The 13,567-nt window shown below is 65.9% G+C and carries 11 protein-coding genes; 3 read left to right on the top strand and 8 right to left on the bottom strand.

The window, feature by feature from the left end:
• Nucleotides 1–26: 26 nt before the first annotated feature.
• The 5 genes from AC13F7_RS11285 to AC13F7_RS11265 all read right to left on the bottom strand — a co-directional run bounded on the left by AC13F7_RS11285 (nt 27) and on the right by AC13F7_RS11265 (nt 6,769).
• On the bottom strand, nt 27–1,640 hold the full coding sequence (locus AC13F7_RS11285; protein WP_481478410.1) for a glucoamylase family protein: 1,614 nt from the start codon (nt 1,638–1,640) through the stop codon (nt 27–29).
• Nucleotides 1,641–1,867: 227 nt separating this feature from the next.
• Nucleotides 1,868–4,927 (bottom strand): TonB-dependent receptor, encoded by a 3,060-nt coding sequence (locus tag AC13F7_RS11280; protein ID WP_481469484.1) that lies wholly within the window; start codon nt 4,925–4,927, stop codon nt 1,868–1,870.
• A 90-nt stretch (nt 4,928–5,017) separates the two neighbouring features.
• A complete protein-coding gene (locus tag AC13F7_RS11275) occupies nt 5,018–6,055 on the bottom strand; it encodes a LacI family DNA-binding transcriptional regulator (RefSeq protein WP_353086310.1) in 1,038 nt (345 codons plus the stop codon).
• Nucleotides 6,056–6,203: 148 nt separating this feature from the next.
• Nucleotides 6,204–6,473, bottom strand: a complete 270-nt coding sequence (locus AC13F7_RS11270) for a BolA family protein (protein WP_121038102.1) — start codon at nt 6,471–6,473, stop codon at nt 6,204–6,206.
• Nucleotides 6,470–6,769 (bottom strand): YciI family protein, encoded by a 300-nt coding sequence (locus AC13F7_RS11265; RefSeq protein ID WP_019182875.1) that lies wholly within the window; start codon nt 6,767–6,769, stop codon nt 6,470–6,472. The genes AC13F7_RS11270 and AC13F7_RS11265 overlap by 4 nt, the downstream gene beginning before the upstream one ends.
• A gap of 346 nt (nt 6,770–7,115) precedes the next feature.
• Here AC13F7_RS11265 and AC13F7_RS11260 point away from each other — a divergent pair, with 346 nt between their 5' ends.
• From AC13F7_RS11260 to AC13F7_RS11250, 3 genes are read left to right on the top strand one after another with little or no spacing between them, the layout of a single operon-like run.
• A complete protein-coding gene (locus AC13F7_RS11260) occupies nt 7,116–8,021 on the top strand; it encodes a segregation and condensation protein A (RefSeq protein ID WP_481469485.1) in 906 nt (301 codons plus the stop codon).
• A gap of 15 nt (nt 8,022–8,036) precedes the next feature.
• Nucleotides 8,037–9,044, top strand: a complete 1,008-nt coding sequence (gene scpB / locus AC13F7_RS11255; protein ID WP_483000377.1) for an SMC-Scp complex subunit ScpB — start codon at nt 8,037–8,039, stop codon at nt 9,042–9,044.
• Nucleotides 9,037–10,839, top strand: coding sequence for a pseudouridine synthase (locus AC13F7_RS11250; RefSeq protein WP_483000375.1), 1,803 nt, complete (start codon nt 9,037–9,039; stop codon nt 10,837–10,839). Before scpB ends, AC13F7_RS11250 begins: the two co-directional genes overlap by 8 nt.
• A 159-nt stretch (nt 10,840–10,998) precedes the next feature.
• Here the strand turns inward: AC13F7_RS11250 and AC13F7_RS11245 are convergent, their stop codons facing one another.
• The 3 genes from AC13F7_RS11245 to AC13F7_RS11235 form a co-directional block, all read right to left on the bottom strand.
• Nucleotides 10,999–11,433, bottom strand: a complete 435-nt coding sequence (locus AC13F7_RS11245) for a hypothetical protein (protein WP_483000373.1) — start codon at nt 11,431–11,433, stop codon at nt 10,999–11,001.
• Between the two features lie 100 nt (nt 11,434–11,533).
• Nucleotides 11,534–12,340 (bottom strand): amidohydrolase, encoded by an 807-nt coding sequence (locus tag AC13F7_RS11240; protein WP_481469525.1) that lies wholly within the window; start codon nt 12,338–12,340, stop codon nt 11,534–11,536.
• 17 nt (nt 12,341–12,357) lie between these two features.
• Entirely contained in the window at nt 12,358–13,506 is a 1,149-nt protein-coding gene (locus AC13F7_RS11235) for a pyridoxal phosphate-dependent aminotransferase (protein ID WP_481469490.1), read from the bottom strand.
• Nucleotides 13,507–13,567: the final 61 nt, after the last annotated feature.

Raw genomic sequence — 13,567 nt, 5'->3', positions numbered from 1 at the left:
TTCGGGCGCGACGACAATGGCACTGCTTACTTCCCCTGCTGCTGGTTGCGGTTCGAATTGGAATTGTTCTTCTGTTCCTGCGCGGCCGCCGCGCGCGATTCGGCGATGCCGACCGAACGGGCCGTCGCGGCTTTCTCGTCTTTCTGCAGTTCCATCGGCTGATCCTCGCCTTCCGGGGTCAGCCAGCCGCCGGTGAAGCCGGCGCGCTCCAGGCCCTTGCGGATATGCGGGTTCTTCTTCATCACGTCCCAGACGAAATCGTTCCGGTAGTTGGCGATCATCGTCAGGATCGGGCCCTGGTCGATGCCGATGTAGTCACTGGCCACCCAGCCACGATCGGGCACCATCCGCCCGGTCTTGATCGGGATGTCGTAGTTGAAGCTGGGATTGAACGAATCCAGGAAGCCGTAGCTGGAATAGATGTAATCGCCGTAGCGCTTGTGCATCTCCAGCGCGGCCGGGATCACCTCTTCCGGGGCGAACACGATCGAGGAGATCGCCGCGGTCGGCGCGATGGTGCCGTCATCGAAGTTCTCGCGCAGGCCGGCGCCGCGCGAAGAGTAATGGCGGAACTGGCGCTGCTCGCCGCGGTATTCCTGCGTGGTGTTCTGCGGGCCGTCGCTGGCGGTCAGGCCCCACACGTTCTGGCTGTAATCCTTCCACTTCATCGGGTTGTCGATCGCGTATTCGCGCTGCGCCAACGCCGCCGAACGGCTGTTGAGGAAGTAGGTGCTGCCCCGCTCGCGCATGTAGGCATCCTGGATGTCGCGGAAATCGACCCACACATGGGTGTACTGGTGGCCGAACAGCGGGCCGAAGGACAGGTATTCCTGGCCCTGGTAGACGCCCCAGTCGTTGTCGTAGGTGCGCGTCCACACCGTCCACGCATCCGGGCTGACCGGGTGGGTCGGCGAACCGAGCGCGAGGATGTAGACCATCATTGCCTCGTTGTAGCCCATCCAGTCGTGATCGATGAAGCCGCTTTCCGGGAACCAGCCCATCGAGATCAGCGGTGCGCGCTGCTGCAGCCACGGCCAGTCCACGCGCTTGTAGAGCGTATCGGCGATCTCGCGGATCTCTTTTTCGCGCGCGTCGTCACCGTCGTAGTAGGACTGCGCGAACAGCACGCCCATCATCAACAGCGCGGTATCCACGCTGGAAAGCTCGACCCAGCTGTCGTAGCGGCGCCCTTCCTGCATGTCCAGGAAGTGGTAGTAAAAGCCCTTGTAGCCGCCCTTGCCGGTGCGCTGCGGACCCATCGGCAGATCGCGGAAGAACTTCAGCGTGAGCAGCGTACGGTCCACCGCCTGGGTGCGGCTGACCCAGCCGTTCTCGATGCCGATCGGATAGGCGGTCAGCGCGTAGCCGACCGAGGCGATGCTGGCGAATGGACGGGACGGGAAACGGTCCGGGCTCAGCCCGTTGACCTCGTTGGTGGTATCCCAGAAGAACTGGAAGGTACGGCGCTCGATGTCATCGAACAGCGGCGGCAGCTCCGGCTTCATCGGCCGCGGCGGCACATCCGCCTCGACCAGGATCACCGGGGGCTTTGGCTTGGCGGGGTCCTGTTGCGCCTGCGGCTGGCAGGCAACGGCGGCGACAGCGATCGCTGCAGCGGTCAACAGGTGGCGTGCCTGCATGGGCCAACTCCTTGTTCGTTGTTCGTGACTGGGAAGCATAACGTCCAATGACCTGAAATCGTTTACAGAGCGCTGCTTTAAAAAACCACGCATGCGTGGCCTTCGCGAGCGGGTCATTGCCCAGGCCGCTGCCACCCTCCGTGGCACCGGCCTGGACAATGGACTGGCCCGAAGGCCAGCCATTGCCATGAAACCGGCCCCGTCCGAAGACGGGGCCGTGTGCTGCATCAGAAGCGGAAGCCGACTTCGGCCTTCACCTGGCGCGGCGTACCGACGATATCGCCGGTCTCGTTGTAGCTGGCCTGCAGCTTGCCGTTGCTCTTGACGTAGTTGTACGTGGCGAAGTTGTCGAAGTTGAAGACGTTGATGATGTCCAGACGCGCGTACAGCTCGGTATCGCCGGCCATCTTGAACGTCTTCGTCGCCTGCAGATCGACCGAACGGTAGCCGAAGATCTTGCCACCCAGCAGGAACTTGCCATTGGCATTGGGCACCGCCGCCTGCGGGGTCGGCAGGTCGTAGCCACTGGCCTGCGGCACCGGGTACCAGTCGTTGACGGCGGTCGGGGTGGCCAGGGTGACCTTGCCACCGAAGGTGATGCCCCAGAAGCCCGCGTACGAACCGGTGACCACCAGGCGGTGGCGCGGCGCGCCGTTGGAACGGATGGTCGGGTAGTCCTCGATCAGGCCGCGGTCGAACGCGTACTTCTCGTTGATGTCGCGGTTGTGGCGCGCGGTGGTCCAGGTGTAGGCCACCGAGGTGCCCCAGCCGCTTTCCTGGGTGAACGGCTTCTGCGCCGACAGCAGGACCTGGGTCGCACGGGTCTTGATACCCTGCTGGCCGATGATCAGGCTGCCGAAGCCCGGCACGTTGCAGCTCCAGGCCTGGCTCAGGCCCGGGTCGGTGCCACCGCACAGGCGCGGGTCATCGAAGAACTGGCCGGTCGGGTAACGGTTGCCCAGGGTGAAGGCGAAGCCGTCGTAGCTCAGGGTGCGGGAAATGGTGGCATCGGTCAGCCACTCACCGACCTGGTTGCTCATGCCGAAGCTGAACTGATCCGAGTACGGCACTTTGAGGTTGTTGTTCAGCAGATCGACTTCCAGACCGGCATTGCTGGTCGAGCCGACCAGGGTCTGCAGGTTGCCGATCCCGTTGAGCAGGTTCGGGTTCCAGTCATAGCAGGCGGCCTGACCGTTGATGCAGGTACCGGTCGACGGATTGCGGAAATAGATGGTCGGCTGCGGCAGGGCCAGCTTGGTGGTTTCGAGCTGCAGGTTGTCGAACAGGTCGCGGTCGTACGAACGGCCGGCACCACCATGGAACACGTGCTGCTCGTCGGCGTTGATGTCATACGAGAAGCCCAGGCGCGGCTGCCAGGCATCCTTGAACGCCTTGCGGTTGCGGCCAGTGCTGATGTAATCGCCGATGTTCAGGCCACCCAGCGCCAGCGAATCGGCGTAGGTCTGGCCAGCGGCCGCACGCGGATCCTGCGAGTAGATCGCGTCGACCACCTGCTGCGGGGTCACGAAGTCCAGGTAGGACGGGGTCTTTTCGTAGTCCCAACGCAGGCCGAGGTTCAGCTGCAGATGGTCGTTGACCTGCCAGTCGTCCTGGATGAACAGGCCGATCTGCTTGGACTTCGAACGCACTTCGCCCGACACGCCCGACACGCCGGTCACCGGCTTGACGAACTGCGCCTTGTACGGGATGGAATCCGGGAAGTCCGGATCGCCCAGGCTGTAGGTGAAGGTCGGATTGATCTGCGCCGCATCGGATGCGTACAGGTCGATCTGCTTGTACTTGGCGCCCATCTTGATGGTGTGATCGCCGGCCCACTGGATGCCATCCAGGGTCAGGTTGTCTTCGATCGACCAGCCCTTCTGGCCCTTCACCTGCGAATCCAGTGCCGATGCGCCACCGATCTTCACCACGGTGCGGTCTTCGGTGCCGTCCGGTGCGGTGTAGGTGATGCCGTTGGCCAGGGTCAGCGGGGTCGGGTTGTTGAACGAATCTTCGTGGGTGACCATCAGTTCGTTGTAGTAACGCTCGCCGCTGTGGTTCCAGCGCAGGGCGTAACGACGGTCGGTGTTGACCACTTCACGACCGGCTTCCGGCGCGGTCTGGCCGCTGAACTGCGACTGGGTTTCATCGCGGTCCTGGAAGGTCAGCTCGATGCGATCGTTGTCGGTCGGCTCGAAGTCGACCTTGGCGAAGATCAGATCCTGCTGGAACGGCTGGCTGGCCGGACCGAGGCCGGCGGCGCCTTCCGGCGGCAGCAGCGCGGCAGCAGGGCCGACCGCGCCGTCAGGCGCGATGGTGACCGGCAGGTCGAAGCGCTTGGCTTCATAGGTCACGAAGAAGTGGGCCTTGTCCTGGATGATCGGACCACCCAATGCAAACCCGTATTCCTTCTCGGCCGATGCCTCTTTGGTCTGGCCAGCCTGACGCTCGGCCGGGGTCTTGGCGCGCATGTCTTCGTTGGTATAACGGTAGAAGGTTTCACCCTTGAACTCGTTGGTACCGGACTTGGTGGCCGCGGTCACGGCCGCGCTCGACACCTGGCCGTACTCGGCCTTGTAGTTGCCGCTGATGACCTTGTATTCGCCAATCGCCAGCTGCGGGAACGGGTTGCCGGCGCTGCCGGACTGGCCGGCCACGCCGCCGCCCTTGACGTAGCTCTTCTGGCCCACGCCGTCGATGTAGACGTTGGTGCCATCGGAGTTGGTGGCACCGCCACGCAGCGAGGTGTTGCCCTTGGCATCACGGGTGAAGATCAGGCCCGGCACCGCGTCGGCGAACTCCAGGAAGTTGCGCGACACCTGCGGGGTGGTCTGGATCTGCTGCAGGCTGACGGTCTTGCCCACTTCGGAGGTACGCACTTCCTGCAGCAGGGTCGGCGCAATGACGTTGACCGTGTCCAGGTTGGTGGCGTTGGCGGTGCCGCCGTTGGCCGGCGCGCCGCTGAAGTTCAGGGTCGCGGCCGAGGCCACGGTGACGGTCACCTTCTGGGTCTGGCCATTGGCCACGACATCGTAGGTGCCCGGATCCAGGCCCATCAGCGAGTAGCTGCCATCGGCACGGGTGGTGGCGCGGCGCACGGTACCGCTGGCGACGTTGGTCGCGGTGACCTCGGTGCCGGCGGCGGTATCAGCGACCTGGCCGCGCAGCGACGAGGTGGCCGACTGCGCCATGACGCTCGGGGCGGCGCCCAGCATCAGGCAGGTGACCAGCGCGCTGGCCAACAGGCTGCGTGCGGGCGCGCGATTGCGGTGATTGGAATACGTCATGTAACTCTCCGGGTGGTGGTGGCCGTCTTTGCGGCCCCTGTCGTTTTATGTGGTGCGTTTTTTTAGGGCGTCACGACCAACGGTCGTGACCTACTGCTCGGGTCTGGCTTTGCTCGAATCACGCACGATCAGGGTCGGCACGAGCGTCTGCTTGTCGCCAGCCCCTTCTGTGTTGTTGCCATCCATCAACTGCAACAGGCGCGTTGCGGCCTTATCGCCGAGGTCGGCGATACTCACCTGCATCGTTGTCAACGATGGGTGAACGAAACGTGCCAGCGGAATGTCATCGAAACCCGCCAACGCGACATCGAGCGGCACCCGGATCCCTGCCTGCGCGAACGCATACAGACACCCCAGCGCCATCATGTCGTTGGCGGCGAACACCGCATCGGGCAGCGTGCCGGCTGCCAGCAACTCCTGTCCGGCGCGATGGCCGGAAGCTTCGTCAAAGTCACCGGGCAACTCGATTCCTTCGGCAGCATCGCCAAAGGCCGCCAGCGCATCGCGGAAACCGCGCAGGCGCTCACGGGCGTCGTAGTTGAGGTCCGGACCGGAAATGAAAGCGATGCGCCGATGCCCGACGTCCAGCAGGTGGCGGGTCATGGTCATCGCACCGGCATGGTCATCGATGCTCAGCACCGGATGATCCTGCTCGGGCAGATAGGTATTGATCAGCACCGTCGGCAACGATTGCGGCAGGTTGTCGGTCAGGAAGCCCGGGCTCTCGGCATACGGCGAAAGCACCAGCAACCCATCGACACGACCGCGCATGGCACGCAGGGCCGCGCCCTGCTGCTCCTGGTCACCGTGATAACTGGACACGAGCAGATGCTGGCGACGCTCGCGGGCCACCCCATCGATGCCGCGCATCAGTTCGGAGAAGAATTCGCCATAGAGATCGGGCAACACCACGCCAATGGTGTTGGTCCGCCGGCTGCTCAGGCTCCGGGCCGCTGCGTGCGGGGTGTAGCGCAGACGCGCCGCCACCTCCAGCACCAGCTTGCGCACGGGCTCGGCAACATTTTCATGGCCATTGAGTGCGCGCGAGACCGTGGCAACAGAGACACGGGCTTCACGGGCGACATCTTTGATAGTGATCGCTGCCTTGTTCACTTCGCCGCCCTCCACGGCTTAGAGATCTGGGCTTGGCGCGGAATGTAAGCGTTTTCAAACCCGGATGTAAACACTACGTTAGCCTCATGTCGTACGGCGGTAACCAAAAGCTGTCCATGGCTGCCGCTCGGGGGACTGACCAGGACAAGGCGGGACAAGGGTTTCAGCGGTTTTTGACCGGTGTCTCGGCACGAATGGACAATGCGTGGATATCGGTCTCCATCATCGTGCCCAAGGCCGCATAGACGGCCCGATGGCGCGCCAACGGGAGCTTTCCTTCGAATGCTGCGCTGACCACGTGCACCTTGAAGTGCCCCCGGCCATCGCGCGCGCCCTCGTGGCCGGCATGCCGATGACTGTCGTCCTTGACCTCCAGCAGCTCCGGATCCAGCGCCTGCTGCAGGGCCTGGCGGATGCGCTCGACCCGGTTCATGGCAGGACCTTGCGGAACGGACGCACCTGGACGCGCACGTAGACGCCCGCCTCTACATAAGGATCGGCGGCGGCCCAGTCCTGGGCGTGGGTGAGCGAATCGAACGCAGCGATCACCACGCTGCCGCTGAAGCCGGCCGGGCCGGGGTCTTCGCTGTCGATGGCCGGGCACGGGCCGGCCAGCAGCAGCCGACCTTCGTCCTGCAGCGCCTGCAGCCGGGCCAGATGGGCCGGGCGCGACGCCAGACGGGCGGCCAGCACATCCGTGCCGTCATAGCCTTCAATCACATACCACACGGGCAACTCCGAGGTCTTGTTGAATCAATCCCGGGCATTCTAGCGGGGCTGGCTGGACACTGGCGCGGCAACCCCGTAGTCTTAGCTCCATTGCACGTGGCTGGACGCAGCGCCCCGTCGGCAACCGGCTCCACCGCCAGCCGACGACCGATCCACTGCCCCACACCAGCACACGTAGACGACCTCCCCGTAGTTCTGTCGCTGCCCGTCGCGGCGCGCCTTGCTGTTTGAAGTGTGGAATCGCGCCGACCCAGGCGTGTCATGGCTTGCCATCCTGCCGCCCGGCCCTGTTCCGGACGCTCGCATGGTGCGGCGACCGGTCCGTTGCAATACTGACGTCTATTTGATGACTGCCGAACTCGCGCTCGACGCGAACCCGCCAACCCGAGTGCCCGCCCCACAGCAGCAGGAAATGCCGCTGGCCGTGGTGCATGGACAACCGGTCCTGCAGATTCCGCAGGACCTGTACATTCCGCCGGACGCGCTGGAAGTCATCCTGGATGCCTTCGAGGGTCCGCTGGATCTGCTGCTGTACCTGATCCGCCGGCAGAACCTGGACATCCTGGATATCCCGGTCGCCGAGATCACCCGCCAGTACGTGGAATACATCAACGTCATGCAGGAGCTGCGCTTCGAACTGGCGGCCGAATACCTGGTGATGGCGGCGATCCTGGCCGAAGTGAAATCACGGATGCTGCTGCCGCGACCGCCCAGCGTGGAAGGCGAGGAAGCCGACCCGCGTGCGGAGCTGGTGCGCCGGCTGCAGGAGTACGAACGTTTCAAGCAGGCCGCCGAAGATATCGACGCCCTGCCCCGCCAGGATCGCGACACCAGCCTGGCACATGCCTTCGTTCCCGATCGCGCGGCCGTCAAACTGCCGCCGCCGGTGGATCTGAAGGAAATGCTGATGGCACTGCACGACGTGCTCAAGCGCGCCGAGTTGTTCACCGGCCACGCAATCAAACGTGAGGCGCTGAGCGTGCGCCAACGGATGGGCGACGTGCTGGGCCGTCTGGAAGACGGCAGGTTCTACCGGTTTGAAACGCTGTTCACGGCCGAAGAAGGCAAGCTGGGGGTGCTGGTCACCTTCTTGGCCCTGCTGGAACTGGCCAAGGAACAGCTGCTGGACATCGTCCAGGAAGCTCCGCTGGCGCCGATCTACGTCAAGTCCCTGGCCGCCGGCAACACCAACGAACCGCTGCAGTTCAACAGCGAGTTCGACGACGCCGACGCCGCCAACGAATCCGACTGAGCACCCGACCCACGCATGGATCAAGCACTGATCAACCGTATTGTCGAAGGGGCGCTGCTGGCCTCAAGCCAGCCGCTGACCCTGGCGCAGCTGCAGGGCCTGTTCCCGGAAGAGGAACCGGCACCGCCGGGCAGCATCGAACGCGCGCTGGAGCTGCTGCGCGAGGGCTGCCAGGACCGTGGCGTCGAACTGGTCGAGGTGGCCTCCGGCTTCCGCTTCCAGGTCACCAATGAAGTGCACGGCTACATCACCCGGCTGTGGACCGAGCGCAAGACGCGCTATACCCGCGCCACGCTGGAAACCCTGGCCCTGATCGCCTACCGCCAGCCGATCACCCGCGGCGAGATCGAACAGGTCCGGGGCGTGGCGGTCAGCAGCAACATCATCCAGGCCCTGGAAGAACGCGAATGGATCCGCGTGATCGGCCACCGCGACGTGCCCGGCAAGCCGGCGCTGTTCGGCACCACCAAGGGCTTCCTGGATTACTTCGGGCTCAAGCGCCTGGACGAGCTGCCGCCGCTGTCCGAGCTGCGCGACCTGGGTGAGCTGGAGCCGCAGCTGCCGCTGGACAGCGAAGGCCAACCGGCCGGACGCCTGGCCGCGGGCGCTGCGACACCGGATGCCGAGCTGGACAGTGACGCCGCCAACGACGACACCACCCCGCCGCCCGAGCCCGCGGATCCGGGCGAGCCGGTGGACCCTGCCGCCGCCCGGTTGGCAGCCCGCGTGGCGCTGGCCTCGGCCCGACTGGCGGAGCCGCCAGCCGATCCGGACAATAGTGGGGCCTCCGCCGACGCGGAGACCTTCGATACCCCATCCCATGCGCCGTTGTCGCTCGCCGACGACGACGCGGATACGACCGCCAGCGATGGCGAACCCGATACCGCGCCGGGAGAGCGCGCGGCGCCCCAGAACGAAACCGGAAACAACGCCGTCGCGAAGACGACCGTGGCTGTTGACGAAGCCGATCCCGAACCAGAGGCCGACGCACCCGTTGCCGGCCGGAGCCAAGTAAATGAGTGACACCCCCCGCAAGCCGTCGTTGAACAAGCTTTCGCTCAAGCGCGAAACCGCCTCCGAACAGCCCAAGCTCGAAGAGCGTCTGCACAAAGTGCTGGCCCAGGCCGGCCTGGGTTCGCGCCGCGCGCTGGAACAGCGCATCGCCGATGGCCTGGTCAAGGTCAACGGTGAGGTCGCGCAGACCGGCCAGTCGATCAAGAGCGGCGACAAAGTCGAGCTGGACGGCCGTGGCTTCGTCGCCACCGCGCTGACCGAAACGTCCCGCGTGCTGGCCTACAACAAGCCCGAAGGCGAAGTGACCACGCGCGAAGATCCCGAAGGTCGCCCGACCGTGTTCGAAGCGCTGCCTGCCCTCAAGGGCGCGCGCTGGATCGCGATCGGCCGCCTGGACATCAACACCACCGGCCTGCTGCTGGCGACCACCGATGGTGAGCTGGCCAACGCGATGATGCACCCCTCCTACGAGGTCGAGCGCGAGTACGTGGTGCGCGTGCGCGCCCCGGAAGGCGAAGAGAAGGTGCCGGACAACATCGTTGACCGCCTCGCCCGTGGCGTCGCGCTGGAAGACGGCCCGGCCAAGTTCGACGAGATCGAACGCATCGGCGGCACCGATTCGCACGACTGGTTCCGCGTGGTCGTCAAGGAAGGCCGCAACCGCGAAGTGCGCCGCCTGTGGGAATCGCAGGGCTGCCAGGTCAGCCGCCTCAAGCGCACCCGCTACGGCAAGGTCAGCCTGCCGCGCGAACTGCTGCGCGGCCAGTCGGTCGAGCTGCCGGCCAAGCAGGTTGAAGCGCTGCGCGCCGAACTGAAGCTGGAAGAAGGCGCCCCGTCGGCACTGACCCTGCAGCCGGTGATCGGCCAGCGCCGCGCCGCCAAGACCACCGTGCGCGTCTCGCGCGAGGGCGGTCGTGGCAATGCCTACGTGAACGGCCACAACTCGGCCGATGAAGGCCGCGAACTGCGCCGTTTCGACAACGTGCGCGAAGAGCGCGGCCGTGGCCGCGGTGGCAAGGGTGGCGGCTTCAAGGGTGGCCTGACGGTCAGCGGCGAAGCGGCCGCCAAGCAGTCGCAGCGTCCGTTCAAGGCCCGCCCGGACAAGGGCAACCGGGCACTTCCCGAAGGCAACCCGGCCGCGTTTCGCAGCTGGTATGTGCCGGACGGTGTGAGCACCGGTCCGAGCGGCCACCGCAATGCCGGCCCGGGCGCAGCCCGTGGTCCGGGCGCACGGGGTCCGGGTGCCGGCGCAGGTGCCGGCGGTCAGGGTCGCCCGTACGGCAAGCCGAAGGGCCCGGGTGGCGCAGGCGGCCCGGGTCGCGGCAGCTACGGCGGCGGCGCTGAAGGTCGTGGCGGTTATGCCGGCGGTGGCGAAAGCCGTGGCGGCTACGGCGGCCAGGGCCGTCCGGCCGGTCCGGGCGGCGGTGGCAACCGCGGTGCCCAGGGGGGCCAGGGTCCGTCCCGCCATCCGTACGGCCATCCGGGCAATGCCCCGAGCTTCCCGTCCGATCACGCCAATCCGGGCGCCAGCCCGTACGGCAGCGCGCGTCCGGCGGGTAACCGCGGTCCGGGTGGTCCGGGCGGCAATCGCGGTCCCGGTGGCCCCGGTGCCCGTGGTCCGGGTGGCGCCAACGCGCGCGGCCCTGGCGGTCCCGGTGGCCATCGCGGTGCCGGTGGCCCGGGCGGCAATCGTGGCCCGGGTGGCCCCGGCGGTCGTGGTCCCGGTGGTCCGGGCGGTCGCCCGGGTGGCAGCCGTGGTCCAGGCGGCGGTGGTCACCGTGGTGGCGGCCCGCGCGGTGGCTGATCACTGATACGCTGAGATCAAAAAACCCCGGCTTCGGCCGGGGTTTTTTTTTGGGTCCACGCGGGCGGCGATCAACCCGGTCGTGCAGAGCCACCCCATGGGTGGCTGCGTATCATGCCGAAGGCGGTGGTGCAGCCACGCAGGGCGTGGCCCTAGCCCTCAACGGCGCTCGATGGTGAACCGCCCCACGCCCACGCCCAGATCCCAGCCCTTGCCGGTACCAGCCAAGGCAAGCGAGATATCGCCCTTGGTCATCACCTGTGCGTTGCTGGATTTGTCCGCGCCGGCGTGCGCTTCAACGGCCGCGTAGGAGCCGAGCAGATCGTTCACCGAATAGGCGCCGGAGAACTTGCCCTTGCCATCGACGATCTTGGACTTGCCAACGGTGAGGCCGCCGCCCTTGGCGGTGATCTTGACCGGGATGCGCGCGCCGTTGTCGCACTGGATCGTACCCGTGCCCGAGGCGGTCTTGTACAGCACCGACCAGCCGGCCAGGTTGTAGTGCAGCTCGCAATCAATATTGCCGGCCGCCTGCGCGGCCGGCACGGCCGAGATGCCGGCCAATGCGATCAATGCCAGGGAGAACTTCTTCATGCGGGTCCGCTCGTACTGAAGGGGTAACGAGCCGAATCTAGCAGCGCACGCGTGTGGCGCGGATGATGCGTATCGCGCGCATCCGGCATCCGTTCAGCCGTCAGCTGCGTTCCTGCAGGGTGAAGCTGTCCGCGTCGAGCATGGCCGGGAAGCGCGCGCGGTGCGCGGCCAGTGCCGCCGCCGAGATGGTGGTGGTCACCACCTGCTCGCGTTCGCGTACTTCCACCTGCGGCTGACCCAGGAAATCGATCACCGCACTGTCGCCGGCGTAATGCAGCGCGTTGCCGTCCACACCGATGCGGTTCACCGCCGCCACATAGCAGAGGTTCTCGATCGCACGCGCACGCAGCAGCGTCTTCCACGCATAGGCGCGTGCCGACGGCCAGTTGGCCACGAAGATCTGCAGATCGAAATCCAGCTGGTCGGCGCGCTCCACGTTATACCGGTTGCGGCAGAACACCGGGAAACGCAGGTCGTAGCAGACCTGCGGATTGATCCGCCAGCCCTTCCATTCCACGCACAGACGCTCGCTGCCGGCGGCATAGCGTTCGTGCTCACCGCCGTAACGGAACAGGTGGCGCTTGTCGTAGTACTGAAGCTCGCCCTCCGGTGTGGCCCACAGCAAGCGGTTATAGACGCCCTCGCCCACCCGCAGCTGCACGCTGCCGGTGACCGCCGCGCCCAGCCGCACGGCCTGCTCGCGGATCCAGGCGACAGTGGGGCCGTCCATGCCCTCTGCCTTGTCGATGGCATCGTTGGAGAAGCCACTGGTGAAGGTTTCCGGCAGGATCACCAGGTCGGTCTGCCCGGCCAGCGGCGCCAGCAGCGCACCGTAATGCGCGCGATTGCCCGCCGGGTCGTGCCAGCGGGTGTCACCCTGGATCAGGGAAACGCGCAGATCCTGCAGCTCGGTCACAGCACTCATCACAGTGCCCGCAGGCGTTCGATCGCCGCGTCCATCGTGGCGTCGTTCTTGGCAAAGCACAGGCGGACCAGGCGCTGGCCGGCCGGGGCGGTCTCATAGAACGGCGACAGCGGGATCGCCGCCACGCCCTTCTCGATCGTCAGCCATTTCACGAATTCGTGGTCCGGCAGATCGCTGACGGCCGAGTAATCCACCAGCTGGAAGTAACCACCCGGTACGGGCAGCGGTGTCAGGCGCGTGGTCAGCAGCTGCTCGCGGAAGCGGTCGCGCTTGGCCTGGTAGAAAGCACCCAGTTCCAGATGGTGCTCGGGCTCGTCGCGGATCATCGCCGCAAAACCGTATTGGGCCGGGCCGAAGCTGGTGAAGGTGTTGTACTGGTGCACCTTGCGGAACTCTGCGGTCATCGCTGGCGGCGCGATCGCATAGCCAATCTTCCAGCCGGTGCAGTGGTAGGTCTTGCCGAAGCTGGAAATGACGAACGCGCGCTCGCGCAGTTCCGGATGACGCAACGAGGATTCGTGGCGGCGGCCGTCGTAAATGATGTGCTCGTACACCTCATCGGAAATCAGGTAAATGTCGGTGCCCCGCAACACATCGGCCAAGGCCTGCATGTCCTCGGCGGTCAGCATCGCGCCGGACGGGTTGTGCGGCGTGTTGACCATCAGCAGGCGGGTGCGCGGGGTGATCGCGGCACGCACGCGGTCCCAGTCGACCGCGAAGGTCTGCGGGTCCAGCGGCACGTGCACGGCACGCGCACCGGCCAGATCGATCGCCGGTTCGTAGCAGTCGTAGGCCGGGTCGAGCACGATCACTTCCTCGCCTGGGCGCACCACCGCGTGGATGGCGTTGAAGATCGCCTCGGTAGCGCCGCTGGTGACCGTGATCTCGGTGTCCGGATCCACCTGGGCGCCGTACAGCTCCAGCGACTTCTGCGCGATGGCCTGGCGCAGCGGTGCCACGCCGGTCATCGGCGGGTACTGGTTGAGCCCACCCTGCATCGCGGCGATGGTTTCATCGATCAGCCGCTGCGGTGCGGAGAAATCCGGGAACCCCTGGCCAAGGTTGACCGCCCCGTGTTCGGCGGCGAGCTGGGACATCACGGTGAAGATGGTGGTGCCCACCTTGGGCAGCTTGGTTTGCGGTTGCATCGGCAGCAGGGAAAGAACCGGGGGAACTCCCAGTGTACGCAAATCATCCAGCCCGTTCCCC

The organism is Stenotrophomonas sp. K-6 (assembly GCF_056861555.1).
The sequence above is the reverse complement of the archived record's forward strand: the minus strand, read 5'-3'. Positions and strand labels throughout refer to the sequence as shown.

What these genes read in the sequence shown, in the direction of transcription:
- AC13F7_RS11270 (WP_121038102.1), bottom strand. Translation starts at nt 6,473, where the DNA reads ATGAACCGGGTCGAGCGCATCCGCCAGGCCCTGCAGCAGGCGCTGGAT.
- AC13F7_RS11250 (WP_483000375.1), top strand. Translation starts at nt 9,037, where the DNA reads ATGAGTGACACCCCCCGCAAGCCGTCGTTGAACAAGCTTTCGCTCAAG.
- scpB (WP_483000377.1), top strand. Translation starts at nt 8,037, where the DNA reads ATGGATCAAGCACTGATCAACCGTATTGTCGAAGGGGCGCTGCTGGCC.
- AC13F7_RS11260 (WP_481469485.1), top strand. Translation starts at nt 7,116, where the DNA reads ATGACTGCCGAACTCGCGCTCGACGCGAACCCGCCAACCCGAGTGCCC.
- AC13F7_RS11285 (WP_481478410.1), bottom strand. Translation starts at nt 1,640, where the DNA reads ATGCAGGCACGCCACCTGTTGACCGCTGCAGCGATCGCTGTCGCCGCC.
- AC13F7_RS11280 (WP_481469484.1), bottom strand. Translation starts at nt 4,927, where the DNA reads ATGACGTATTCCAATCACCGCAATCGCGCGCCCGCACGCAGCCTGTTG.
- AC13F7_RS11235 (WP_481469490.1), bottom strand. Translation starts at nt 13,506, where the DNA reads ATGCAACCGCAAACCAAGCTGCCCAAGGTGGGCACCACCATCTTCACC.
- AC13F7_RS11245 (WP_483000373.1), bottom strand. Translation starts at nt 11,433, where the DNA reads ATGAAGAAGTTCTCCCTGGCATTGATCGCATTGGCCGGCATCTCGGCC.